This is a genomic window from Micromonospora lupini (assembly GCF_026342015.1).
GTDB classification, from domain to species: domain Bacteria; phylum Actinomycetota; class Actinomycetes; order Mycobacteriales; family Micromonosporaceae; genus Micromonospora; species Micromonospora lupini_B.
Genome location: NZ_JAPENL010000001.1, coordinates 2,940,332 through 2,963,768, shown reverse-complemented (window position 1 = coordinate 2,963,768; position 23,437 = coordinate 2,940,332). Strand labels below are relative to the sequence as shown.

25 protein-coding genes and 1 pseudogene are annotated in these 23,437 nt (G+C 71.2%); 13 read left to right on the top strand and 13 right to left on the bottom strand.

The genetic code is table 11. From position 1 onward, the window contains the following. Window positions 1-212 precede the first annotated feature (212 nt). Window positions 213-617, top strand: coding sequence for a lasso peptide biosynthesis protein (locus OOJ91_RS13515; protein ID WP_266244930.1), 405 nt, complete (start codon window positions 213-215; stop codon window positions 615-617). A 31-nt stretch (window positions 618-648) separates the two neighbouring features. Here the strand turns inward: OOJ91_RS13515 and OOJ91_RS13510 are convergent, their stop codons facing one another. Beyond that, window positions 649-930, bottom strand: a complete 282-nt coding sequence (locus OOJ91_RS13510) for a PqqD family protein (RefSeq protein ID WP_266244929.1) — start codon at window positions 928-930, stop codon at window positions 649-651. A gap of 796 nt (window positions 931-1,726) precedes the next feature. On the opposite strand from OOJ91_RS13510, the gene OOJ91_RS13505 reads away from it, so the two are divergent. Continuing rightward, window positions 1,727-2,533 (top strand): helix-turn-helix transcriptional regulator, encoded by an 807-nt coding sequence (locus OOJ91_RS13505; RefSeq protein ID WP_266244928.1) that lies wholly within the window; start codon window positions 1,727-1,729, stop codon window positions 2,531-2,533. Window positions 2,534-2,542: 9 nt separating this feature from the next. Here OOJ91_RS13505 and OOJ91_RS13500 read toward each other — a convergent pair whose 3' ends face one another. Next, entirely contained in the window at window positions 2,543-5,593 is a 3,051-nt protein-coding gene (locus OOJ91_RS13500) for a BTAD domain-containing putative transcriptional regulator (protein WP_266244927.1), read from the bottom strand. Between the two features lie 226 nt (window positions 5,594-5,819). On the opposite strand from OOJ91_RS13500, the gene OOJ91_RS13495 reads away from it, so the two are divergent. The 4 genes from OOJ91_RS13495 (at window position 5,820) to OOJ91_RS13480 (ending at window position 11,189) form a co-directional block, all read left to right on the top strand. Then, entirely contained in the window at window positions 5,820-6,614 is a 795-nt protein-coding gene (locus tag OOJ91_RS13495) for a hypothetical protein (RefSeq protein WP_266244926.1), read from the top strand. A gap of 83 nt (window positions 6,615-6,697) precedes the next feature. Further along, window positions 6,698-9,478 (top strand): AfsR/SARP family transcriptional regulator, encoded by a 2,781-nt coding sequence (locus OOJ91_RS13490; protein WP_266245393.1) that lies wholly within the window; start codon window positions 6,698-6,700, stop codon window positions 9,476-9,478. A 92-nt stretch (window positions 9,479-9,570) separates the two neighbouring features. Further along, entirely contained in the window at window positions 9,571-10,293 is a 723-nt protein-coding gene (locus tag OOJ91_RS13485; RefSeq protein WP_266244925.1) for a hypothetical protein, read from the top strand. Further along, the gene (locus OOJ91_RS13480) at window positions 10,281-11,189 is read left to right on the top strand and encodes a hypothetical protein (RefSeq protein ID WP_266244924.1); all 909 of its coding nucleotides are present in this window, start codon (window positions 10,281-10,283) and stop codon (window positions 11,187-11,189) included. The genes OOJ91_RS13485 and OOJ91_RS13480 overlap by 13 nt, the downstream gene beginning before the upstream one ends. 123 nt (window positions 11,190-11,312) lie before the next feature. Here OOJ91_RS13480 and OOJ91_RS13475 read toward each other — a convergent pair whose 3' ends face one another. Then, window positions 11,313-11,831 (bottom strand): hypothetical protein, encoded by a 519-nt coding sequence (locus OOJ91_RS13475; protein WP_266244923.1) that lies wholly within the window; start codon window positions 11,829-11,831, stop codon window positions 11,313-11,315. A 180-nt stretch (window positions 11,832-12,011) separates the two neighbouring features. Between OOJ91_RS13475 and OOJ91_RS13470 the strand changes: the two genes are divergently transcribed. From OOJ91_RS13470 to OOJ91_RS13450, 5 genes are all read left to right on the top strand, one after another. Further along, entirely contained in the window at window positions 12,012-12,272 is a 261-nt protein-coding gene (locus OOJ91_RS13470; RefSeq protein ID WP_266244922.1) for a hypothetical protein, read from the top strand. Between the two features lie 114 nt (window positions 12,273-12,386). Then, complete coding sequence (gene pyrE / locus OOJ91_RS13465; RefSeq protein ID WP_266244921.1) at window positions 12,387-12,908, top strand: orotate phosphoribosyltransferase; 522 nt, start codon at window positions 12,387-12,389, stop codon at window positions 12,906-12,908. A gap of 125 nt (window positions 12,909-13,033) precedes the next feature. After that, window positions 13,034-14,203, top strand: a complete 1,170-nt coding sequence (locus OOJ91_RS13460; protein ID WP_266244920.1) for a serine hydrolase domain-containing protein — start codon at window positions 13,034-13,036, stop codon at window positions 14,201-14,203. Between the two features lie 271 nt (window positions 14,204-14,474). Continuing rightward, window positions 14,475-14,699 (top strand): Scr1 family TA system antitoxin-like transcriptional regulator, encoded by a 225-nt coding sequence (locus tag OOJ91_RS13455; protein WP_266244919.1) that lies wholly within the window; start codon window positions 14,475-14,477, stop codon window positions 14,697-14,699. A gap of 27 nt (window positions 14,700-14,726) precedes the next feature. Continuing rightward, entirely contained in the window at window positions 14,727-14,894 is a 168-nt protein-coding gene (locus tag OOJ91_RS13450; RefSeq protein ID WP_266244918.1) for a DUF397 domain-containing protein, read from the top strand. 75 nt (window positions 14,895-14,969) lie between these two features. On the opposite strand, the gene OOJ91_RS13445 is transcribed toward OOJ91_RS13450, so the two are convergent. The 6 genes and pseudogenes from OOJ91_RS13445 to OOJ91_RS13420 all read right to left on the bottom strand — a co-directional run bounded on the left by OOJ91_RS13445 (window position 14,970) and on the right by OOJ91_RS13420 (window position 17,907). Next, on the bottom strand, window positions 14,970-15,398 hold the full coding sequence (locus OOJ91_RS13445) for a hypothetical protein (protein ID WP_266244917.1): 429 nt from the start codon (window positions 15,396-15,398) through the stop codon (window positions 14,970-14,972). Beyond that, window positions 15,349-16,044 carry a hypothetical protein gene (locus tag OOJ91_RS13440; RefSeq protein WP_266244916.1) on the bottom strand — a complete coding sequence of 232 codons (696 nt, stop codon included), beginning with the start codon at window positions 16,042-16,044 and terminating at the stop codon, window positions 15,349-15,351. The genes OOJ91_RS13445 and OOJ91_RS13440 overlap by 50 nt, the downstream gene beginning before the upstream one ends. After that, window positions 16,041-16,301: a hypothetical protein gene (locus OOJ91_RS13435; protein WP_266244915.1), complete on the bottom strand. Its 261-nt coding sequence runs from the start codon at window positions 16,299-16,301 to the stop codon at window positions 16,041-16,043. The genes OOJ91_RS13440 and OOJ91_RS13435 overlap by 4 nt, the downstream gene beginning before the upstream one ends. Window positions 16,302-16,303: 2 nt before the next feature. Beyond that, window positions 16,304-16,567, bottom strand: coding sequence for a hypothetical protein (locus OOJ91_RS13430; RefSeq protein ID WP_266244914.1), 264 nt, complete (start codon window positions 16,565-16,567; stop codon window positions 16,304-16,306). Window positions 16,568-16,880: 313 nt separating this feature from the next. Beyond that, window positions 16,881-17,022, bottom strand: a pseudogene (locus OOJ91_RS34585) (cell division protein DivIVA); the annotation flags it as partial. A 345-nt stretch (window positions 17,023-17,367) separates the two neighbouring features. Continuing rightward, window positions 17,368-17,907 carry a TetR/AcrR family transcriptional regulator gene (locus OOJ91_RS13420; protein WP_266244913.1) on the bottom strand — a complete coding sequence of 180 codons (540 nt, stop codon included), beginning with the start codon at window positions 17,905-17,907 and terminating at the stop codon, window positions 17,368-17,370. An 84-nt stretch (window positions 17,908-17,991) separates the two neighbouring features. Between OOJ91_RS13420 and OOJ91_RS13415 the strand changes: the two genes are divergently transcribed. Further along, the gene (locus tag OOJ91_RS13415) at window positions 17,992-18,882 is read left to right on the top strand and encodes an NmrA/HSCARG family protein (RefSeq protein WP_266244912.1); all 891 of its coding nucleotides are present in this window, start codon (window positions 17,992-17,994) and stop codon (window positions 18,880-18,882) included. Window positions 18,883-18,893: 11 nt separating this feature from the next. On the opposite strand, the gene OOJ91_RS13410 is transcribed toward OOJ91_RS13415, so the two are convergent. The 3 genes from OOJ91_RS13410 to OOJ91_RS13400 all read right to left on the bottom strand — a co-directional run bounded on the left by OOJ91_RS13410 (window position 18,894) and on the right by OOJ91_RS13400 (window position 21,445). Then, window positions 18,894-20,081 carry an NAD(P)/FAD-dependent oxidoreductase gene (locus OOJ91_RS13410; protein ID WP_266244911.1) on the bottom strand — a complete coding sequence of 396 codons (1,188 nt, stop codon included), beginning with the start codon at window positions 20,079-20,081 and terminating at the stop codon, window positions 18,894-18,896. Window positions 20,082-20,164: 83 nt separating this feature from the next. Continuing rightward, on the bottom strand, window positions 20,165-21,109 hold the full coding sequence (locus tag OOJ91_RS13405; RefSeq protein ID WP_266244910.1) for an RNA polymerase sigma-70 factor: 945 nt from the start codon (window positions 21,107-21,109) through the stop codon (window positions 20,165-20,167). A gap of 84 nt (window positions 21,110-21,193) precedes the next feature. Then, a complete protein-coding gene (locus tag OOJ91_RS13400) occupies window positions 21,194-21,445 on the bottom strand; it encodes a hypothetical protein (protein ID WP_266244909.1) in 252 nt (83 codons plus the stop codon). Window positions 21,446-21,760: 315 nt separating this feature from the next. Between OOJ91_RS13400 and OOJ91_RS13395 the strand changes: the two genes are divergently transcribed. Beyond that, the gene (locus tag OOJ91_RS13395) at window positions 21,761-22,552 is read left to right on the top strand and encodes a class I SAM-dependent methyltransferase (protein ID WP_266244908.1); all 792 of its coding nucleotides are present in this window, start codon (window positions 21,761-21,763) and stop codon (window positions 22,550-22,552) included. Window positions 22,553-22,561: 9 nt separating this feature from the next. Here the strand turns inward: OOJ91_RS13395 and OOJ91_RS13390 are convergent, their stop codons facing one another. After that, window positions 22,562-23,227, bottom strand: coding sequence for a response regulator transcription factor (locus OOJ91_RS13390; protein ID WP_266244907.1), 666 nt, complete (start codon window positions 23,225-23,227; stop codon window positions 22,562-22,564). Between the last annotated feature and the right edge of the window lie 210 nt (window positions 23,228-23,437).

Below are 23,437 nucleotides of genomic sequence, written 5' to 3'. Positions count from 1 at the left end.
GGGCGTGTTCTGTCCACAAGCCGCACGCGACGGGCCAGATTGCGTCGCCCGGGGCCACTGAAAGGGGCCAGAGCGGGGCGCGCGTGGTAGTCCGAGGAGGTCTGAGTTTCCACGCGTAAGTCCACTTCGGCGGGATGCCTGGTCGGCGGTCCTGGCCCCGTGGCGCGGGCCACGGCCCACCGCGCCGCGCCACACCCGGAAAGGTAGGTCGGATGTCACGCTCGTCCCGCCTGGGCGCCCTGGCCCGGCTGATCCGTGGGCACGGACCGCGGGGCCTGGCCCTGGTGGCGTGGACGATGCTTGCCTGTCGGCGAGTGCGTCGCCAACTCGCCCGGGGTGGGCTGGGCGCGGTGCGCCTCGCCGCGCCCCCGTCCGGCGGCACCGACACGCTTGTCCGCCGGGCGCTGAGCGGCAGCGGCGGCAACTGTCTGGAGAGCGCGCTGGTGCGGCAGCGCTGGTTCGCCGAGCGAGGGGTGTCGCGGACCGTGGTCATCGGGGTCAGCGCCCCGGCTGCCGGCTTTCACGCCCACGCCTGGCTCGACGGCGACCCGGACCCGCACCGGCACGGGTTGGCCGAGATCCTGCGGCATCCGGTCCCGCCGGGCTGGCTGCGCTGATCAGGCCGGCGGGACCGGTGCGGCCCGCGCGTCACAGATGTTCGATCAGGTCGATGGCCTCCAGCTCGGCGAGGAACGCGTGGACGTCGGCGACGGCCCGCTCCAGCTCGACCGGCCCCTGTCGGGTCAGCACCTCGGCCAGCTCGGTTGCGGTCGCTCCGGCCATCAGGTGCGGCCACAGCATCGCGGCCGAGCGGTCCAGCGCCAGGTAGACGGACTGCCGGATGTCGAGCAGCACGGTCTCGTCGCCGGCCGCACGCCAGGCGACCCGGTTGCCCCGGACCCGGTACACGGTCGACGTGTCGGCGTTCACTTCGGCACCTCCACGTTGGGCCGTTCCTGCGGCATCCCGGCGGTGACCGTGGCCACCACCGCCTCGAAGCGCCCCATGGGTTCCTCCCCGAGCATGATCGACGGGTTGCTCGCGCCCGTCGTTCCGATGGGCGCAAGACCGGCCGACCGGGGTCGCATCGTCGCGTAACCCCGGCCGACCGGCCGACTGGGCCGGGCCAGGGTGAATGGCTCGGTCAGGCAGAGGCTAGGTGCGGTGTACGGACCGCACCGCGCCTGGTGAGGAGTCGAGAAGCCGACAGTTTCGGGGACAGAAACGCGTCACCACATTGTCACAGTCATTCCACTCATCCCCGTAGACCGCCTCGGAGCAGCCAGGGGAGACAACTGGACGACTTCGATTGTTACCTGGCGGAAAACCATCCCGCGACCCGTCGTTCGCGAATCGGCCAGCCACGTACGGGAACCGGCTCGGGTCACCGGCGCGGCGTGTCGCATCGAGGGTGGATGCCGGCACCGATGCCCCGGAAGTAGTCGACAGGCCGTTGCGAACCACCCCGTGGCACGTTCAATCAGATCGGGCCGGAGTGACGGTCCGACGGAGGTGACTGCTCATGCCGTGGACGGGGAACCCTGACGGGCAGGAGCCTGTTACCCGAGACATTGTCGAGACCGATGACCCAGAACGTGCGCACCATCTGATCGCACTCAGGTTCGGAGAACACCGGACTCGGATCTCCGGTCCATCTGCCCGGTTCCGCTACCGACGAGTCACGTTGCGCGCCGACGATGTGGAGATCGGTGAGACTCGGTACACGATGCGCAGCCGCACGGAGTCGTTGCCCTATCCCGAGTTCGCCACCGTGAGCGTGACGCACGGCCGGTACGCGGTCCGCACCGACGACGAGGAACTGCGCCTCGGCCCCGGCACGACAGGAAGGTATCCGGACGTGGACGCGATCCACCTCGTCGACGATCTGGCCTCCGTCGTCGTCCGGCTGCCGATGCAACGGATCGCGGCGGCGGCGTCGATCCGAACCGGCCTGCCCGCCGCGAACTTCCAGTTCACCACGATGGCGCCGCTCTCCCCGGCGCTCGCTCTGCTCTGGCAGTCGGTGACGGCGTTCGCCCGGCGACAACTCGCCGTCAGCGCTGTGGTCGCCAGTCCGCTGGCCCGGGCGGGCCTGGTGGACCTGGTGGCGACCACAGCCGTCGCGGTGTTCCCGAACACCACAATGACCATCAACTACCTGCCCGGCCAGGCGGGTGTCGGCCGGGCGATCGTGCGCCGGGCCGCCGAGTACATCGAGGCACATGCCGCGGCGCCGATGACCGTCGGCCGGATAGCGGAAGCCTGCGAGGTCAGCCAACGCGCGTTACAGGCGGCGTTCCAGCGTCACCACGGCCAGACGCCCATGGCGTTCCTGCGTGCCGTCCGATTACGCCAGGCGCACTGGGACCTGCAACACGCCAAGCCGGGCCAGACCGTGGCGGAGACGGCCCGCCGCTGGGGCTGGACCCATCCCGGGCGGTTCGCGCAGGCGTATCGCGAGGCGTACGGCTGCCATCCCTACGACACCCTGCGGGGGACGGGCGTGTCGGCACCGAGCGAGCCGGGTCGATGACGAACGACGTCACGCACGGTCGGCATCGCACAGTGCGCCCCGCGCCCGCGGCGGCACGCCGATGGCGGCCATCGCCTCCACATAGCGTCGGTACGCCTGCGCGGCCTCGCCGTGCCGGCCCGCGGCAGCCAGTGTCCGGACGAACTCGCCGTGTACGCCCTCGTCGTACGGCTCCAGCTCCAGAGCGCGTCCGAGGTGCCGGACTGTCTCGTCGATCTCCTGGGCGCCGAGCGCCAGCGACGCGAGGGTGCGTACCACCCGCAGGTAGACCCGTCGTGCCTCCTCGCGGGTAGGTCGGGACCAGTCGTCGTACGGCTCGTCCTCCAGGAAGTCGCCCCGGTAGCGCTCTTCGGCGAGCAGGAGCGTGGCGCGCGCGTCCCCGGTCGCACCGTGCTCGGCCAACCGGAGGCCGTGTGCCGATTCGGCGAGGAACTCCTCGACGTCCAGCTCGACGTGGCCGATGTCGAGCGCGAGACTCGGGTGCGCGGCGATGACGAAGTGGTCCGTAGGCGTACGGCGGTCCGGATCGAGGACGCCGCGCAGGGTGGACAGGGCCACCGACAGCCGGTGGCTGACCCGGCCCGGGTCCTGGGCGGGCCAGAGCATCTCGCCGAGCTGTTCGCGGGGCACCGCGCGACCACGCCGGGCGGCGAGGATCCGGAGCAGGTCCCGTGCCTTGCGTGACTGCCACGCCGCGGCCAGCACCTGCGAGCCGTCCACGAACACCTCGAAGCGGCCGAGGGTGCGGACGGCGACCTGGGTGACGCAGCGCGGGCCCTGTCGGTGCGGCGTCGGCTGCGGCACACCGGCAGCGGTCAGCCGCTCGGCGGCCAGCCGGGCGTCGACGCGCTCCTGAGGATCCGCCCCGGGCAGCAGGCTGAGCAGCACCGCGAGTCGGTCCGCGGCGACTGCCGACCCGATGTCGCGCAGGGTCGCCGCCGCCTCCCGCCAGGCGCGACGGGTGTCGTCGGAGTCGACGGCGGCGGCACCGCGAAGCTCCAACGCCTCGGCGAGCGCCGCACGGTCGCGGTGCAGCCGGGCGGCTGTGGACGCCAGCAGCGCCACCTCGGCGGCCCGCCGACGGTCGCCGATCTGCAGCGCCACCCAGCCGAGCGCGAGTCGGGCGGTCGCCGAGTCGGGGCCGCGTTCCCGCTCGACCGCGCGTTGTGCCAGGGCGAACGCCGCGGGGCCGTCCTCGGAGGCGAGCACGCGGGCCAGTCCGGCGAGAGCCGGCACCTGGATCTGGTGGTCGTTGACGGGTTCGCTGGCGCGCAGCGCCTCCTCGTACGCCGCGCGGGCCAGGTTGGTCCGGCCCCGCAGCGCGTGGACGTCGCCGATCCCCACCAGGGGGTACGCCACCTTGCGGGATCCCATGCGCTGCAGCAGCGGCACGGCACGTTCGTAACAGGCGGTGGCCTCGGCGAGCTGACCGAGGTGGAAGTGGGCCGCGCCCTCGTTGCAGAGCGCCAGCGCCAGCATCGCGGCGTGCCCGTTGGCCTCGGCCAGCTCCACCGCGGGGCGCACCTCGGCCAGGGCGTCCGGATATCGACCCTCGCCGACCAGGGCGGACGCGCGGTTGGCGCGGATGCGGACCACCTGAACTGTGTCGCGCGCCGCCTCGGCGGCCCGCAGCGCCCTCTCGTGGTGCTCGTCGGCCGCCGGTCGATCCCCGCGCAGCTTGGCGTCCAGGGCGAGCGCGGTGTGCGCGGCGGCGAGCGCCGCGTCGCCGCCGACAGCAGTCGCTGCCGCGAGGGCACGTTCCGCGTTGTGCCGGCACGCCTGGGCGTCGCCGATCGTCCACTGCGCCGCGGCGGTCCAGGCGAGCAGCCGGACGTTGTCGGTGGACGGGTGCGGGTCGAGCCCGCCGCGCTCCAGGACGTCAAGGGCGGCCTGCGGCTCGCCGCGCAGGTAGTGCGCGAGGCCGTACCGCCAGGCGAGCCCGGCGTCGAGGGGTTCCGGACGATCGGCGAGCGCGGCGTACACGGCGAGCGCCGCGTCGACGTCGCCGCGCATCTGTAGCGCCTCCCCGTAGAGCAGCCGCGGGCCGTCGGTCCGGGCGTACTCGGGCAGGGACTGGAAGGCGTCGACGACGGCCTCGGAGTCGCCCGAGGCGAGCAGCTCCGCGCCGTGGTCGGTGAGAATCCGCGCCGTCGCCGCGACGACACCGGATGTGCCGTACGACGCGAGGGCCGGAACGAGGAACCCGCGCTCGGCGTACCACGCTGCCGCTTTCGCGTGCAGGCGTCGCTGCGCGGCCGGGACCAACGGGAGACGGCGGCGGGCGACGTCGGCGACGACAGGCACCATCCGGTACGCGTGCCCGCCCGCCGCGGTGGCGACGAGAAGGCCGGCGCGGGCCAGGTGGTCGAGCCAGTGGCCGCCGTGGCGGTGCCCGAGGAGGCGGCACAGCTCGGGGTGGAGCGGGTCGAGGTGCGCCGCGTCCCGCAGCAGCCGGTGGGCCTCGGGTGGCAGCTCCGCGAACACCTCCCGCACCAGGTAGGACTCCAGTGGTGTGCCCGGCTCGGTCGGGTCGGCCCGGTCGGCCGTGGCCGACCGCCCGGCCAGGGTGACAAGCGCCGGCCAGCCACCGGTCGCGGCGTGGACCCGGCTCGCGAGTGCCGGGTCGGTCGTCCCGCGGCCGGCGGCGAGGACGGACGCCACCGCATCGGGCGAGAGTCGGAGATCCGTCGGGCCGCGCTCGACGAACAGCCCCGCCTGCCGACGGGAGAGCGTGGGCGGGTGGCGGGTCACCAGCACGATCCTGAGCTGCGGGGGAAGCCGTTGCAGGGTGTCCAGCAGTGCCGTCAGCAGGCGACGGGGAAGTCGCGGCACGTCGTCCAGGACGAGCCAGCCCGGCTCGTCGACGGGCAGGTCCCGCGCGAACCGGTCGCCAAGCATGACCAGCCACTCCGGACCTGCGGTCGCCAGCGACGCCACGTCCGGGCCGGCACACCAGCGCGCCGGTCGGTCGCCCAGCCAGCCGCGTACGGCCGAGGTCTTGCCGTATCCCGCCGCGGCGACCACGAGGGTGCGCCGCTGGCTCACCCCCTGATCCGCCATCGCGTTCACCGGCTGCCCGCACGTCGAAGCTGGTCCATCCCTCAATTGGCGGCGTGCCGACGGCTACGCGTACTCCAACGTCGCCGTTACGACACCGAATCCCGGCGTATTTGACGCCACCTTGACGCCGCTCTGAACCCCGCCTCGAAGGATGTCCCCGGAAAGGCACGCAGAGGCGCGGACCGTCCGGGTCGGCGTCTCGTGATCGATCGGATGAGGAGTGGTGATGGCAAGAGTGCTGTCGGGACGGGCGCTGCTCGCGGTGCTGGTCGTCCTGCCGACGCTGACCGCGTGGAGTGCCGCGCCGGCCGGCGCCGCCGGTCAGTCGAGCCCGGGGGTGTACGACGACGAACCCGTGGACCGCGACGTCGAGGTGGCGCGGTTGGGTTACCTGAACGGTGTGCGTGTGGTGTTCTCCCGCGACGAGGAGTCCGGCGACTGGGGTCTTCGCCAGGACGGGGAGATGGGCCGCAACGCGCCCCTGGCGTACGACGAGAAGCAGAGCATGTTGGCGGCGTACCTGACACTCACGCCCCGGTCGGTGCCGGTCCCGCGGGCGCTGCTGTCGGAGCCGCCGGCCGGCACGCCGACCCCGCCGGAGCTGGCGTACCGGACCATCGTCGCGTCCCTGGTCGTCGCCGACAACCTCGCCGTGCCGACGTCGAGCGCGATGTCGGCCACCGCCACGATGACCTGCTGGGACCTGTACTGGAACTCGTACAACTGGGCCGAGCTGCCCGGCTACCCGAATCCGGCGTCGGTGTGGCACCCGACGAAGACGTACTACTCGTCGGACTTCGGCGGGATGAAGATGTACTCCTACAGCTACCTCGCCAACTGCGGTGGGTACGCCCGGCACAGGATCTATTACAAGTCGGGCGGCTCCTACCACAAGCACCACGACTACGAGGTGGCGTACGCCCACTGGCAGGCCGTCAAGAAGGGTTCGGTGCACCGCTACCGCAAGGTGCTCTACGACGGCGCGGAGGGCGACACCCGCAACGGCAAGTACACCGGCTGACGACACCTGACGGATCCGGCGTCGTGTCCATTGCGCGACGAACAGGTCGAGCCCGCGAGCTGCGGAACTAGCCTGATCCGGTGATGTCGATGGGTGGCGCGGGCGTACGTGTCCGGCTGCTCGGCCCGGTGGAGGTGGTTGCCGCCGACGGCCCGCAGGCGGTGAACGGGCTGCGCCGCAAGGCGGTGCTGGCGACGTTGGCGCTGCACGTGGGTCGGGTCGTGAGCGTCGACCGGCTGATCGACGTGGTCTGGGGCGAGCGCCTGCCGGCCACCGCGGAGAACACGCTCCAGCGCCACGTCTCCTACCTGCGTGGGGTGCTCGGCGAGCCCGGATCGATCGTGGCGCGTCGGCCCGGTTATCTGCTCAACACCGGGCCGGAGTCCACCGACGTCCAGGTCGCCGAGCACCTCCTGGAACTGGCCCGCCGCGCGACGGACCGGACGGAGCAGGTGACCCACCTGACCGAGGCGGTGGCACTGTGGCGCGGGCCGCCGCTTGCCGACGTGGCCGGGTCGGCCTGGCTCGAGGAGCAGGCGGAACACCTGGCACGCCTGCGGTTGGAGGCCGAACGGGCGCTCGCCGAGGCCCGGCTGTCGGTGGGCGAGCACGCGCGGCTCGTCCCCGGGTTGGAACGGCTCGTCCGGCAGCATCCCCTCGACGAGCACCTGCACGCACAGCTGATGCTCGCCCTGTACCGCGACGGCCGGCAGGGCGAGGCGGTCACCACGTACCGGCGGCTGCGCGACGCCCTGCGGGACAACCTCGGCATCGACCCCAGTCCGCGGCTGCGGGATCTGGAGCGCGCCATCCTGCGCCAGGACACCGCCATCGCCGCGCCCGCACCGGCTGCGACGGCACGGGCGGTGGCGGTGGCGGCGCAGTTGCCTCCCCCCGTACCCACGTTCACCGGGCGCGACGCGGAACTCGCCGCCCTCGACGCGCTCGTCGACCGGGGCGGCGCCGTCGTTGTGTCCGGCACCGCGGGCGTCGGCAAGACCGCGCTCGCCGTGCACTGGGCGCACCGCGCGGCCGAGCGCTTCCGCGACGGCCAGCTCTACGTCAACCTGCGCGGCTTCGACCCGGCGGCCACACCTACCGACCCGGCGCGGGTGCTGCGCGGATTCCTGGAGGCGCTCGGGGTCCCGGCGGCGCGGATGCCCAGCGAACCGGACCTGATGGTGAGCCTGTACCGCACGGCGGTGGCCGGCAAGCGTCTGCTTGTGGTGTTGGACAACGCCCGCGACGCCGAACAGGTCCGACCGCTGCTGCCCGGCTCACCCAACTGCCTCGCGATCATCACCAGCCGGGACCAGCTCACCCCGCTTGTCGTCACCGAGAGCGCCCAACCGGTGATCCTCGACCTGCTGAGCCCCGACGAGGCCCGCGACATGCTGGTCCGCCGGCTCGGGGCACACCAGGTCGCCGCCGAACCCGTCGCGGCCGACGACATCGCCGACCGCTGCGCGCGGCTGCCCCTCGCGCTTGCCATCGTCGCGGCCCGAGCCGCCACCAATCGGCGCTTCTCGCTTGCCGCGGTCGCCGGTGAGCTGGGTGACCTGAACGCCTTCCACGGAGGCGACGAGGCCACCGACGTCCGGGCGGTGTTCTCCTGGTCGTGCCGCACGCTCAGCCCGCCCGCGGCCCGGCTGTTCCGGCTGCTGAGCCTGCATCCCGGTCCGGACGCCGCCGCCCCGGCCGTGGCCAGCCTCGCCGGCGTCACCCCGGCGGCGATCGGGCCCCTGCTCACCGAGCTGACCCGGGCGAACCTCCTCACCGAGCACACCCACCGGCGGTACGCGTTCCACGACCTGCTGCGCGCGTACGCCGCAAGCCTCGCCGACGAGACGGAACCGCCTGCCGACCGGCAGGACGCCGTACACCGGTTTCTCGACCACTGCCTGCGCGCCGCACATGCCGCGGACCTCGCGCTGCACCCGCACTTCAGCGAGATCAGCCTTCCGCCGCTGCGGGCCGACGTGACGCCGGAGCAGCCGAGGAACAAGTCGGCCGCCACGGCGTGGTTCACCGCCGAGATCCCCGTTCTGCTCGCCGCCGTACCGCTCGCGGCGCGGTCCGGGTTCGAGGGACACGCCTGGCGGCTCGCCTGGGCCATGGCCGGTTTCCTGCACCGGCAGGGGCACTGGCAGGACTGGCTCGGCACGCAGCGGATCGCTCTCGCCGCCGCGTCGCGCATCGGCGACCGGGCCGGGCAGGGCCACGCCCACCGCAGCCTCGGTCTCGTCTGCTCCCGGCTCCGGCGGTACGACGAGGCGGACGACCACCTGCGGCGCGCGCTGGACCTGTTCACCGACGTCGGCGACGACGCCGGGCGGGCACACACCTGCCTCAACCTCGGTCAACTCGCGGAGCGGCAGGGGCAGCACCACCAGGCGCTGGGCCACTCCCGGCGGGCGCTGACGCTGTTCCGGAGCGCCGGAAACCGGGCCGGGCAGGGGTACACCCTCAACGCGGTCGGTTGGCAGGAAGGGCTGCTCGGCAACCACGACCGTGCCCTCAAGGCGTGCGGTGAGGCGCTGCGGATGTTGCAGGAGGTGGACGACGTGCAGGGACAGGCCGACACGTGGGACAGCCTCGGCCACGCCCATCACCAGCTCGGCGACGACCGGCGGGCGATCACCTGCTACGAGCACGCCCTCGAACTCTTCGCGCAGGTCCACGACCGCTACGCGGTGGCGAGCACGTACGTCAATCTGGGCGGCAGCCACCGGGCGCTCGCCGACCTGGGTGCCGCCCGTGCCGCGTGGCGCCGTGCCCTGAGCATCCTCGACGACCTCGGCGACGCCGACGCCGACTCGCTCCGCGCCGACCTCGAACAGCTCGACGTCACCCGACTGTCCTGACGCGCCGGGCTTTCCGCACGCTTTCCGGGCCGTTTCAGCGCGGGCCGGCACTCTTCGGGCACCAGTTTCGCTCGCTAGGAACGGAGTGTTCGATGAGTCGCTTGGCACGTAACCTCGCGGTGGTGGGGATGGTCGGCGGGATGCTGCTGGCCACGTCCTCCGCGGCCGTGGCCCGGTCCGACAAGCCGCCGACCAGGGGCACCGACTGTGTGGTGCAGTACATCGACGAGCGCGGCGGAATCGTCCGCACCGAGACCGAACCCGAGGGTCGGGAGCACGGCCGGTTCCGCTGCGTCGCCGGGCAGTGGACGTTCGCCTGGGACCCGTTCGGGGCGGACGACAGGATCGTGGCCGACGAGATCTGGATCGATCCGTCCGGCGCCGTCTCGGTCCGGCGGTTCACAGGTCCCGCGCTCGGCAACGACCTCACCATGGGCGAGATCGCCGCCATCGCCCAGGCCGTCACCGGCAGCGGCGACGTGCTGATCGACCGCGCGATCGTGGCGGTCGACGACGGCAAGGAGCGGACCCCGGAGCAGGTCGAGGCGCTGTTGGCCGGCAAGGACACCACCGGCGTACGCGTGCTGAAGACCATCGACAAGCCGGATGCCGCCCTGTCGGCGAAGGACATCATCGACGAGGCCGGCGGCACACCCGAGACCACTGTCGTCTACTTCAGCTTCTGGGGCGCGATCAAGGCGGCGCTCTCGTGGGTCGCGGACACGATCGGCGAGATCGGTGAGTGGATCGACAGGCACTGCGGCTGGGGACCCTCTCCCAACGGCCTGGGCGTGGTGGTCACATGTCGCTGGTAGCCCGTACGACCCCGACAGCTCTGCGGGTCATCACCAGGCGCGTCACAATCGTCACCGCGGCACTCGTCGTCGCGCTGGTGGCCTCGTACGCTCCGTCGCACGCCGCCGACGACACGGCCCGCACGACTGTCACCGACCAGCCCGGCGCTCCGGGGATCATGCTGCGACAGTTGGAGGACCTGACCGGCCGGCCCGTCGGCGATCTGGACACGGTGCTGGCCGTCGACACCGGGGGGCGGAACCTCACCGGCGACCAGCTCGAAGCGCTCGCCGCCGGCAAGGAGGTCGACGGCGTCAAGGTCCTGGGCACGATGTCCGGCGGCCGGGACATCCTGGACACGACAATGGCCGACCTCGCCGACGGCGTGTACGACGGCAGGGGTGCCAGTGGGACCGCAACGTCCTCCCTGCTCTTCGCCTCGTCCACACCGGAAGGCCGGGAGTGGTGCCTGACCATGTGCATGGCCTCGGGCAAGTCCTTCTGGGAATGCGTCCTGTCGCGTCGCGGCGACCAGACTCTCACCCTGGATCTCGACGGCGGCACCACCGTGGGCGGGATGAAGGCCGCCTTCGAGAAGGCCAACGGCGTCGCCGCCGAAGGGCCGTACGCGGTGGATACGTTGACAGGCGACGCCGAGCCCTCGGCCGAGGAGGTCGAGATGCTCCTCGACGGCAAGGACGTCGAGTCGCTGCGTCGGGTGGCGACCGTCCAGGGCCCGGACGCCGGCTGGGCGCTTGGCGACGTCGCCGAGAAGTCGGGCGTCCCCTACCTGAAGACGAGGATCCACATCTTCACCGTCGGGCTTCCCATCCTCGGGAAGATCCTTGTGGTCTGCGTCTCGCACAACGACGGGAAGACCTGGAAGTGCTCGGCCAAGCCCTGGGGCGGGTTCTAGCGGCCGGCTGGGTCGCCGTGTTCCTGGTCGGCGACTCCTGGTAAACCGACGATCCCGCTTCGCGCCTACCGTTCGGGTGGACGCGGAGCGGGATTCCACGCCTGCGGACCCGATGCCGCTGGCCTATGCACGTCCGCGTTCGGCCGTGTCGATCAGAGCGTCGAGACGGTAGCGCAGGACGCGCGCCTGGCCGATGGACAACACCACCCGGTCGGACGCCGCGCCGTCGGTCGCGGTGAGCACCACCAGGGGTTCTGCCGCCGGACGTGTCGACTGCGTCAACGCCACGTCGATGATCGACGCCTCGTGTCGGGCGATGTCCACGTCCACGACCGGCGACCGGTGTTCCCGGCGTCGGTCGCACCCGTCGCGGCCACACCACCGGGGGTGCTCGTGGTTCACCGCCATCGTCCCGGTGGGGAAGACGTGCACGAACCCGCATCGCCGTTGCACGTCTCGTGTCATCCGGGTTAGGGCGGTGGTGAATCCGGCCGCCGTGATGGCGTCGACCGCCGTCTGTGGATGGGTGGAGCAGACGTAGGCCACACCGTCCAACGACTCCGCCTTGAGGTGGCTGTAGACCTCGATTCGGACGGCCGCCGGCTCTCCGCAGTCAACCAGCGCGAAAGGTAGTTTGGTCATGGTCGCCTCCCTGGGGCGATCAAGTCCTCCGGTCAGCGTTCGCAGCGCGAGCCGGGGGACGCGTCTACCAGTGCCAAATACGTACAGTATCCCTCTAGGCCAACTATTGGAACCCGCGTGTTTGGCCAATTGATAGCCCCAATGTAATTGGCCTAGACGGTCGGTGGCCAAGATGGCCAAGTGGATCTCGATGGGGCTATGCGCGCACTGAAGGCCGCCGAGGAGGCCCTACCTCAGGCGGAAGAGCAAGCGGCGCAGGCCGCCCGCCAGATCAAGGCCGATGCCCGCGCCCGGGTCGAGCGCGCCCGTACGGCGCTGCACCGTGCCATCGTCGCGGAGCACCGGGCCGGCGCCCGGCAGGTGGATCTCGTCAAGCGGACCGGCTACAGCCGTGAACGGGTCCGACAGATCCTGCGGGCCGCCGGCATCGAGGCAGACTGACACCGGATCGAGCCGCTGCACCACGTGCGAGCCCGGCCGCGCACACGCCACGGCACTTCCTCGTCGACGGGGTCAGGTACTAGTCGCGTCGGTCGGGATGCGAGGCTGAGGGGCGTGCCGTCCTCGCTTGCGCGTCGTGTGTACGAAGCCTGCCACCTGACCGGGTCGTTCCGACTGCGTTCCGGGCAGGTGAGCGCCGAATACTTCGACAAGTATCTGTTCGAGGGGCAGCCCGGTCTGTTGCGTGACGTGGCCCAGGAGATGGTCGCCCTGCTGCCCGAGTGCGACGTGCTGGCGGGCATGGAGATGGGCGGCATACCGATCGCCACAGTCATGGCGCAGCTGACCGGGCTGCCGACGGTCTTCGTTCGCAAGCAGGCCAAGGAGTACGGCACCGGCAAGGCCGCCGAGGGCGGCCCGGTGGACGGCCGGCGCGTCGTGGTGATCGAGGACGTGGTCACAACCGGCGGCGCGCTGCTGGCCTCGTGCCGGCTCCTTCGCGCCGGCGGGGCGGTGCTGGAAACGGTGGTGTGCGCGATCGACCGTGAGCAGGGCGGGCGGGAAAACCTGGCCGCCGAGGGGCTGCTGTTGCGGGCCGCCCTCAACCGTCGCGAGCTGGAATCCTCCCTGACCTGACGGCCGCGGCAGGGGCCGGCGGGGTAGCGCAGGCTGTACCCGAGGAGGGCAGCAGGAGGGATCGTCCCGGTATCGGAATTCTTGAACCATTGATGGCGTCAAGCGTTCGATACCGAGGAGTCATCATGCCCCTGCACACCCCTCCCTCCACCCGCAGTCGTCGGACCATGCGGGTCGCCGCCGGGGCGTTGGCCGCCGTCGCCGTCCTGACCGGCCCTCCGGCGTTCGCCGCCGTCGAGAGCGGCCGGCCCGCCGGCCCACGAGACACCGTGCAGCGGCACCTGGACCGGCTGGTCAGCGAGGACGGCTTCCCCGGCGTGCTCGCCTCCGTCCGGGGAGCCGACGGGCGGGTCCGCGACTACACCGCCGGCCCCGTTCCCCGCGACGGCCAGGTCCGCATCGGCAGCAACACCAAGACCTTCACCGCCGTGGTCGTCCTGCAGTTGGTGGGGGAGGGCCGCATCGACCTGGACGCCACTGTCGAGCATTATCTGCCCGGCGTCGTGCGGGGCAACGGCAACGACGGCAGCGCAATCACCGTACGCCAGTTGTTGCAGCAGACGAGCGGCCTGTCCGACTACGACGACGTGCTGTTCACCAAGCCGCAGGATCTCGTCGACAAGAGTCACTCGTACTACCAGCCGCGCCGGCTGGTGGACGCCGCGCTCACGAACGCCCCGCACTTCACGCCAGGCGCCAAGTGGGAGTACAGCAACACCAACTACGTCCTCGCCGGGCTCATCGTCGAGCAGGTCACCGAACGACCCATCGGGGAGGAGATCACCAACCGCATCATCCGTCCGCTCGGTCTGCGCGACACGTACTGGCCGGGCGTCGGGGAGCAGCGCCTCCGGGGAACGCACCCGCGCGGCTACGTAGCGGTGGCCCCGGGCGCCCCGTGGGTGGACGTCACCGACATGGACCCGTCCCTTGGCTGGGCCGCCGGCCAACTCGTCTCGACCCCGGACGAGCTGCGGACCTTCTTCGAGGCGCTCGTCGGTGGCAGGCTGCTCAAGCCCGCGCAGCAGGCGGCCATGATGACGACCGTGCCCGCGCCCGGCTTCGAGCCGACCGGCGAGTACGCGTACGGGCTTGGCATCGCCCGGCACGAGCTGCCCTGCGGCGGCGACGCCTGGGGCCACGGCGGCGACATCCAGGGCTTCGAGACCCGCAACCTCGTCACCAGGGACGGCCGCAGTGCCGTCGTCGCGGTGACCGCCCTGCCGACCGGTGAGGAGATGCTCGCCGACGTGAACGAAAGCGTCGAAACGGCGCTGTGCGCCACCGACCACTGAGGGCGCACAGGCTGCTCCTCCCGCGCCCCACGGACCGGATCTCGCCGGCCTGCGGGGCGCGGCGCGCTGCCCGGATCGGGTCGCCGAGCAGATCCGGCCTCATCGGGTGAGCCCGACGAGCGTGGCCAATCGCGCCACGTGAGTGGCCGCGGGGCCGCTGTGAGCGATCTCGGCGATGAGGGTACGGGCGGCAGGGCGGCAGCGAACTTCGGCGGGCGCGATGGTGTCGGCGTCGGCGAGGGACTGCGGTCCAGGATGAGTCGTCGCTCGGATGACGCGGCAGGAAGTTCTGCACCGCAAGCCGACGCCGCTGCGGATGCACGCCATCCTCTCCGAGGCGTCGGTGCGCACCGAGGTCGGCGGCGCGGCCGTGCTGCGCGAGCAACTCGAACATCTGGTCACGCTGCCGACTGCCGAACGTCACGATCCAGGTGTTGCGTTTCGAGGCCGGCGCTTATTTGGCGATCAGCAGCGGCTTCGTCCTGCTCGAAGTTGAGCGAGGATGCAACGTAACGCGTGGCGCATGTCGAGCCGGTCCGGCAGCAACGGTCTGGGCGTCGAGGTGCGGGATCGCGGCGCTCAGGTCGACATCCGCGACTCCAAGGCCCCCGAAGCCGGCATGCTGAGCTTCGAGCCGGCGGCCTCGGGCATGTTCATCGGCAGCATCAAGGCGGAGACTGGTCAGTCCTGAGCGGATCGCGTGGTGTGTAGCGGCGATTACCCTGCGGCCGTTGCCAGTTGGTGACAGCCGGCACCCATTGCCTTCCTAACGATGTTCTGCAGCGAGTTGCTCTGCCTCCGCGATGAACTCGTCGAGTTCGGCCGGAGTGAGCTTGGCCTCCAGGAGGATCCGCCCGAGCATGAAAAGCTCGGCCCCGAGGGCGGTTTCGGGACTGACGCTGTCGACCAGCTCAGGTTCGCCGAGGGCAGCCCGGATGAGGCCCTCCATCTCCAGGGCGGGGAGGTCTTCTCCTCCCTTGTTCTGGGCGCGAACATCGGCGACCCAGCGGGCTACGTCCGTGGGGGTGGTGTCGGGGCCGAAGCGCTGGTCGACGGCGATCGCGAAAGCAGCACCGATTACCTGGAGACCACTCGCCAGGCCGTGTTGACCGATCTCCACCACCAGAGCGTCGACCGCATCCCAGTCAGCTCTTGCCAGAGCCCGGATCAGTTCGCTGAGCGGTTGTTCCGTCACGTCTGCTGAACCTCGCTATCCATGTGCCCATCACTTTGAGGGTTCGATGCGCTGCGACACCAGCCAACAGGCCGACGACCACAAGATTTCCGGCGGCCTCCGCGCCATCTATCTTCGGCCGCGCTGGGGGACCTGGGACGCTTGGGGTGCCTGTGCCGGTCGAATGGGTTCCGGAAGGGCCGTCGAAGTCCCGGAGGGCCTTCGCACCCTTTTGAAGTGCGTCAGTGCCCGCTGAGACATGCTCCTGGATGTCATCGGCCCTTCGCACCGAGCGTTCGAGGAAACTCCGCCGTTTGAGGTCTCGACGGTCGCTGTCTGCGAGAAGGTCCTCCCCGGACGGTGGTCCCGAGGCGGCTGCCGCCGACTGTGGTGCCGAACCCGGGGCGATGACGTTCAGAAAGTCGGCGACGTTACGGGCGGCGTCGCTGCTCAATCGGGCAATCCGGTGGGCCTTGTCCGCGCCGGTGCGGCTCTGGCTCACCGCCGCCCGCAACTTTGGATGGTCGGTGCCCCTGCCGACACCGGCGTACCGGGCGTTGCCCTCGGCGACATCCGTCGCGGCACGGTTCGCCTGGACTGCGACGGCGTCCAGTCGCTCGATCGTGGATCTGAGCTGGGCCACCACCTGGGCAAGCAAGCCGCTCACCCCAGCGCCTTTCCGAACTCGTTCCCACTCTCCTGTGCGGCGGTGATGGCGCGGAGGGTCAACGTCACCTCGCGTACCGCCTCGGCGATGGCCTTGCGGGCCTTCTCGGCCTCGTCCCGTCGACTGTCATGCAGCGTGGCGAGCATGAACCCGGCAGCCTCGTTCAAGGAATCGCCGATACCTTCGACAGTTGTTCTGCCCTGGTCGAGCAGTTGGCTCGCTTCTCCGAGGGCTGCCTTGACCTCGCCGATACTCACGGTCAGCCAAGGATGTTGATGTACTGCCGGGCTGCCGCGGTGCTGCCCTGGAGAGTGGTGGCTGCCTCGATCAGACGTTGCTTGCTCTGCTCTGCTCGGGCGATGGCCTCGGAGAGGGCAGGGTGCCCGGTGCCGGCGGCGACCGCGCGCAGGCGGGCAAGTACCTGCTCGGTGCTCTCGATGGTGGCCCGGATCTGGCTTGTCGTCGTGTTGCTCTGCTCGGCTGCCTGGGCAAGCGCGGCTTTGACTTGCTCGATGCTGGCCATGCCGTCCTTCCGATCGACTGCGCGGCGAGGGATGCCGGCGGGCTGCACGTGCAGTAGCGACGCCGACACTACCCAACATGAATCCCTCTCCGTAGCCCGTCTTCTGGACGTGGGCAGCCGCGCAGCCCCTGGCCTCGGGTGTCACTTGAGCGCTGATTCGTAGGCATCGTTCGAGGAAGCCTCGGGACGCATCCACTTCGTCAGGCGTGACGACTCGGATCGTCGTCCGCCGCCGACGCTCGGGTGGGCGGTATCGGACTGGGCTCCCAGCGGGTGCCGGTGATCCCGGCAGCCTGTTCGTGCGCCCGGTTCAGGATTGTCTCCGCCTCCCGTCGCGCGGCTGTCACGATGCCCTCCGCCTCGCTCCGCGCACTGGCGCGGTGGTCGTCGGCCTGCTTCTCGGCGAGGTCGAGGATCTGCTCCACCCGGGTACCGAGGCCGCTGAGGGTTGGCGTCTCCCGCTTCGGCCGTCGTTGCGCGGCGACCGCCGTTCCGCCGGCCACCGCCTCGGCGGCATCGCCGCGATCGACCAGGCCGTCCTCGACGAGACGGGACTCCGTGCCGCCGACCAGGAAGAGCATGACGCCGAGAGCGGCGACCGCCACGCCGGACCAGATGGCGGCCGGCCCGAGGGACGGGCCGACCGCGGCGCCGACGCCGAGCCCGACGAGGACGGCGGCGGTCCTGGCTGGCTTGGGCACGGGTCCTCCTGCGGTGGCACGGGCGGGGGCTTCGGCTTCCAGCATGACGAGCGAGTCAACCGGTCGACCCTCGATGCACGTCCACCGCGACGGCGCGCTTCATCGCCCGGGTGGCTGGATTCCCGCCAGGGCGAGGGTCAGGAGTCGTTCCGCCTTCGTGGCGTCTGCCGGCTGGGCGGCGAGTGAGATCGCGTTGACGAGGGTCATCAGGTCCGCCATGACGACATCCGCGCGTACGCAACCCTGGTCGGCGGCTCGGCGCAACAACTTCTCGCCCGCGGCGGCGAGCATCCCGCCGCAGGTGTCGTTCTCCTCGGGTGGCGCGTTGAGCAGCGTCACCGCCAGGCCGCGGGTTGTCGTGGCGTAAACGGTGACCTCGCGCAGCCAGGTGGTGAGGGCGGCGAGAGAGTCCGGCTCGGCACGCAGGTCCTCGGCGCGGCCGGCGAGGTTGCGGACGCACGTCCGGAAGACGGCCTGGAGCAGGGACCACCGGGACGGAAAGTGCCGATGCAGGGTCGCCGAGCCCACCCCGGCGGATCGGGCGATCTCCTCAAGCGAGGCGTACGCGCCGTCGCGGGCGGTCGCCTCGGTGGCCGCCTTCACGATGAGGTCGTAGTTGCGTTGTGCGTCTGCTCTCATGGCCCGCCATTGCCAAAGTGGGGTAGTCCCCCATATCGTAGCCGACGACAAGTGGGGGGACGCCCCACTTTCTTGGGAGGCATCATGGCTGTCCTCGTCATCGGCGCGACCGGCAAGCAGGGCGGGGCCACCGCCCGCGCACTGCTCGACCGTGGCGTCGCGGTCCGTGCCCTGGTCCGCGACCCCGACGCCGACAGCGCCCAGGCACTGCTGAAGCGGGGCGCGGAACTGGTCCGGGGCGACCTGGACGATGCGGGATCGCTGCTCGCCGCGGCCGAGGGGATGGACGGCCTCTTCTCCATTCCGTACCCCGATGTGGCGAACCTGCAGGGCGACGCCGAGCTGACCCGCGGCCGCAACGTCGTCGAGGCCGCGCGCCGGGCCGGTGTCTCGCACGTCGTGCACAGCAGCGTCTCCGGCGCCGGCGACTTCCACCGCAACCAGCCCGGCTGGGCCGAAGGGCGCTGGGACCGGCACTACTGGGAGAGCAAGGCCGCCATCGACGAGATGGTGCGCACCGGCGGCTTCGCGCACTGGACAGTGCTCCTGCCCTCGACCTTCATGGAGAACCTCGTCGGCTGGTCCTACCTCTTCGGCGACTGGTCGAGCGGCACGATCATCACCGGGTTCGCGGCGGACGCCCGGCTTCCCTGGATCGCCGTCGACGACATCGGGGAGGCCGCGGCGACCGCGTTCACGAACCCGGAAAAGTTCGACGGCCTGGACGTCGAACTCGCCGGTGACCTGCTCACCATGACCGAGGTCGCCACGATCCTCAGCGAGGTCACCGGTCGAGCGATCGTCGCGCCCGTGCTCACCCCGCAGCAGGCGGTCGAGCGCGGCCTGCACCCGGCCATGGTCAACACGGTCGAGCGGATCAACGAGAACGGCAGCCCCGCCCGTCCGGAGATCGCCCAGGGACTCGGCCTGCCCCGCACCGACTTCCGGACGTGGGCCCGACGCACTTTCTCCTGAGATTCACCCGGTCACGAGATTGTCGCGGGGGTCTCCGATCGCGTCGTGGTGACGCGGCGGCGGCGCACCGGGTAGAAGATCGGGTGGGAGATGCTCCAGGCGGCGCCCTTGCAGACGACCTCCTTGTAGCGGGCCGCCAACCTCCCCGTGAGCAGGGCCGGCTTGGCACGGTCGTCGGCGGTCACGTACTGGATGATGCCGTCGCGGCGGCCGAGGCTGATGCACTGGTTGAAGTAGCGCAGCGGGGCCTTCGGGATCCTCGTCCGACCGGTCAGGCGCGCGGCGATGGCGTCGGCGGCCTGCCAGGCCATCGGGGTTCCCGAGGCGCAGGACATGCGCAACGGCCTGCCGCCCGGCCCGTCGGCGAGTCCGGCGTCGCCGACGGCGTACACGTCGGGGTGCGAGACCGAGCGCATCGTGTCGTCGACGACGATCTGCCCGGTGGTCGCGACAGTCAGGGTCGTGGCGGCGGCGATGGGATGGACGGCGAAGCCTGCGGTCCACACGGTCACCTGGGCCGGGATGGTCCGACCGTCGCCGGTGACCGCGCCGCTCGCCTCCACCCGGGCGATGTCGGCGTGCTCGTGGACGGTGATGCCGAGCCGGTCGCAGACACCCCGCAGGTGCTCTCGCGCCTTCTCGTTGAGCCAGTCACCGAGGCCGCCGCGGGTGGCGATCGTGACGTGGAGGTCGGGGTGGGCCTCGGCGATCTCGGTGGCCGCTTCGAGACCGGTGAGGCCCCCGCCGACGACGAGCACGGTCTCACCTGCCGCGAGGTGGGCGAGGCGGTCGCGCAACCGCAGCGCCGACGGCCGGCCGGAGACGTCGTACGCGTGCTCGGCGACACCGGGCACGCCGTGGTGGGCGGCGGCGCTGCCGAGGGCGTAGACCAGAGTGTCGTACGCGATCTCGTCGGCGCCGTGCTCGTCGGCAAGCGCGACGGTCCGGTGCTCGACGTCGACGGCGGTGACCCGGGCGAGGCGGACCCGCACGTCGGTGCCCGCGTACACCTCGCTCAGCTCGTGGGTTTTGAGATCCTGCCCGGTGGCGAGCTGGTGCATGCGAACCCGCTCGACGAAATCCGCGACGGCGTTGACGACTGTGATGTCGACGTCGTCGGGGTGCAGCCGCCTGGCGAGACGTCCGGCGGCGATGGCTCCGGCGTATCCGGCCCCGAGGACGACGATGCGGTGCTTCATGGTGGCACTCCTGTCTCGGTGGATGGTCACCTCCTGAACCGGACAGCGACGCGATTGCTGACAGGAGTCGGCTATGACCTGGGTCACCAGACGTGCAGGAGCGGTTCCCCGTGCTCAGCGGCGGACCACTGGCGGGTGGCGCGTTCGAGCTTGTCCGGGTTGACCTGGGTGTGGAGGGCCGCGACACCCTCGGCTGTCACCTCCAGGGACATGACGCCGACGACCCGGCCGTCGGTCACCACCACCACCGCGGGGCCGCCGTTGACGACCCCGGCGTACAGGGCGGGGCTGCCGCCCACCAGGTTCCGCTTCACGTCGCTGGGCCGGAACAGACCCCGCAGGAACTTCGCCACCGCAAGCGCGCCGGCCACCGGCGTGGTCCGGGCCGGGACCTTCCCGCCGCCGTCACCGATGCTCGTCGCGTCGTCGGTCAACAACTGCACCAGTCGCTGGATCTCGCCGCTGTTGGCAGCCGTGAGGAACTCCGTCACGATCTTCCGCGCGGCGGCGCCGTCGACCTGCGCGCGGACCCGGTCGGCGCTGACGTGCTGCTTGGCACGCCGGTAGAGCTGCTGGCAGTTCACCTCGCTGACGCCGAGGATCTCGGCGATCTCACCGTGCGCGTAGCCGAACGCCTCGCGCAGCACGTACACCGCGCGTTCGTTGGGCGACAGCCTCTCCATGAGGGTGAGCACCGCCATCGAGACCGATTCGCGCTGCTCGACGGAGTCGACCGGGCCGAGCATCCGGTCCCCGGCGAGGACCGGCTCGGGCAGCCAGGTGCCCACGTAGGTCTCCCGCCGGGCGCGCGCCGAGGTGAGCTGGTTGAGGCACAGGTTGGTGAGCACCCGGGTCAGCCACGCCTCGGGCGTCTCGACGTGCTCCCGGTCGACGGCCTGCCACCGCAGGAACGTGTCCTGGACCGCGTCCTCGGCGTCGCTGGCCGAGCCCAGCAACCGGTAGGCGATCGCCTCCAGGCGGGCCCTGGAGCGCTCGAACACCTCGACCTCGTCCGGACGCAGCGGCATGGCTCGACAGTAGCCACCTTCGTCGCGCGGCGATATCGGTGATGGGCCGGGACGGGATCGGCCGCTGGGGGACGGTGTCGGAGGTCAGCAGGCGGAGCGGAGGCGGTTGTCCCGGTACCACGAGCAGACCTTCGACACCCCGGACGCCTCCGCCAACCGGCGGCGCAGCCCTTCCCGCGCGTCGCTGTGCACGACGAACCCCGCCGACGGGGACGTGAGCGAGCGGTGCACCGCTCCCACCGACCCCACCGTCGCGACGACGGCCAGCGCCGTGGCGACGAGCACCGACAACCGAGCCCGCCACGGTGCCCGGCGCGGATCCGCAGTCGTGGCCAAGAGGACCAGCGCGGGTCGGTGTCGTCACGAGAGGCAGTGTGCCGCCCCGGGGCAACGACGCCACGATCGCCGTTCCTCCCGCTGCACGAGAGTCACGCGGAGCCCGCCATGTCGATGTGCTGGTGAGCGGTATACCTCAGAGGTATGAATATGACTCTGAGGTATACCGCTCACGACCGCGTCCGCCCCCACGGAGGTGACCGAGGGTCACCGGCGCCCACCGCCCCAGGGAGGGTCACGAATGACGGCTCCCGGGGACCATCTCGACTGAGCGTCTGGTCCGTGGGGTGACCCCGCCTGTCGTATGGTGCCGGCATGACGCACCCGGTGTGGGCGGACGGTGACGCGTACGAGGCGTACGTGGGTCGGTGGAGTCGCCTGGTCGCGGCCGACTTCGTGCGCGGGCTCGCCGTGCCACCCGGGCGGCACTGGCTGGACGTGGGCTGCGGCACCGGCGCGTTGACCTCGACGGTCCTCGTCGAGGCCGATCCCGCTCGGGTGACGGGCATCGACCCCTCGGCGGGCTTCGTCGCGCAGGCGCGTGCCCGCGTCGAGGACGCCCGGGCGAGCTTCCACGTCGGTGACGCCCGCGCGCTGCCGGTGCCCGACCGCGCCGTCGACGTGGTGGTCAGTGGGCTGACGCTCAACTTCGTGCCCGAGCCGGAGCGGGCGGTGGCCGAGTTCGCCCGGGTCGTCCGGCCGGCGGGGGTGGTGGCCGCGTACGTGTGGGACTACGCGGAGGGCATGGCGATGATGAGGCACTTCTGGGCCGCCGCCACGCAGCTCGACCCGGCCTCGGCGGCCCGGGACGAGGCGAACCGCGGCAGCGTGTGCGCGCCCGACGCCCTGCGGGCGCTGTGGGTGGACGCCGGGCTGACGGAGGTGTCGGTCCGGCCGGTGGACGTGCCGACGGTCTTCGTCGACTTCGCCGACTACTGGCTGCCGTTCCTCGGCGGGCAGGGCAGCGCCCCGTCGTACGTCACCTCCCTGGGGGAGCCGGAGCGGGCGGCGTTGCGGGACGTGCTGGCCGCCCGGCTGCCGATCGAGCCCGACGGCTCGATCCGGCTCACCGCGCGGGCCTGGGCCGTACGGGGCACCGCGGCGTGACCGCGAGCGTCAGGCCGGCTGCATGAGGCCGGCGCGATAGGCGAAGGACACCAACTGGGCCCGGTCCTTGACGTTGAGTTTGCACCGCAGCCGGTAGACGTGGGTGCGCACGGTGGTCAGGCCGATGGACAACTCGGTGGCGACCTCCTCGGTGGATTTTCCGTCCGCCATCAGCAGCAGCACCTGCCGTTCCCGTGGGGTCAACGTGGACACCGCGGGCTGGAAGACCTCCTCCGGGTACGGCTGTCGACGCCGGAACCAGTCGACAAGCCGGTCGGCGATCCGGGGGGCCAGGGTGGTCTGGCCGGCGGCGGCGGCACGCACCGCGGCGGCGACCTCCTCCCAGGTGGCGTCCGGCATCAGGATCCCGTTGACGCCCGCCTGGAACACGCTGCTGACGAGGTCGTCGCTGTCGTCGGTGGCGAACACCACGAAACGGGGTCGGGGAGACAGTTTTTCGGCGTTGATTTTGTGAATGAGGTCGACCGCGGAAATGCCGCGCAATTTCAGGCCCGTGACGATGACATCGACGCGATGCGTGCGGGCCAGCATTATCGCGTGGTTGCCGCTGTCCGAGGTGTCCACCACGGAGACATCGGGCTCGCTGCCCAGCAGCGTACGGAGGCCATCTCGGACAATTGGCAATTCGTCGCAGACAAGAACCCGGATTGACATTCCCCCGCCTTACGTACTGCCGCCGGTGAATTCAACACATCGATGATCGCGATGTTACTCGGTCGAACGCGGCTGCGACAGTCGTGTCACGCGGCCGGCCCCGGGTCATCGTGGCGTTGACCGGGTGTCGACGGCGCGCGGACGCGGGACCCGGGGTGGGATTCCTATGGTCGGAGCGGTCCCCGGCCCCCACGAAGGAACGGAAGCCCT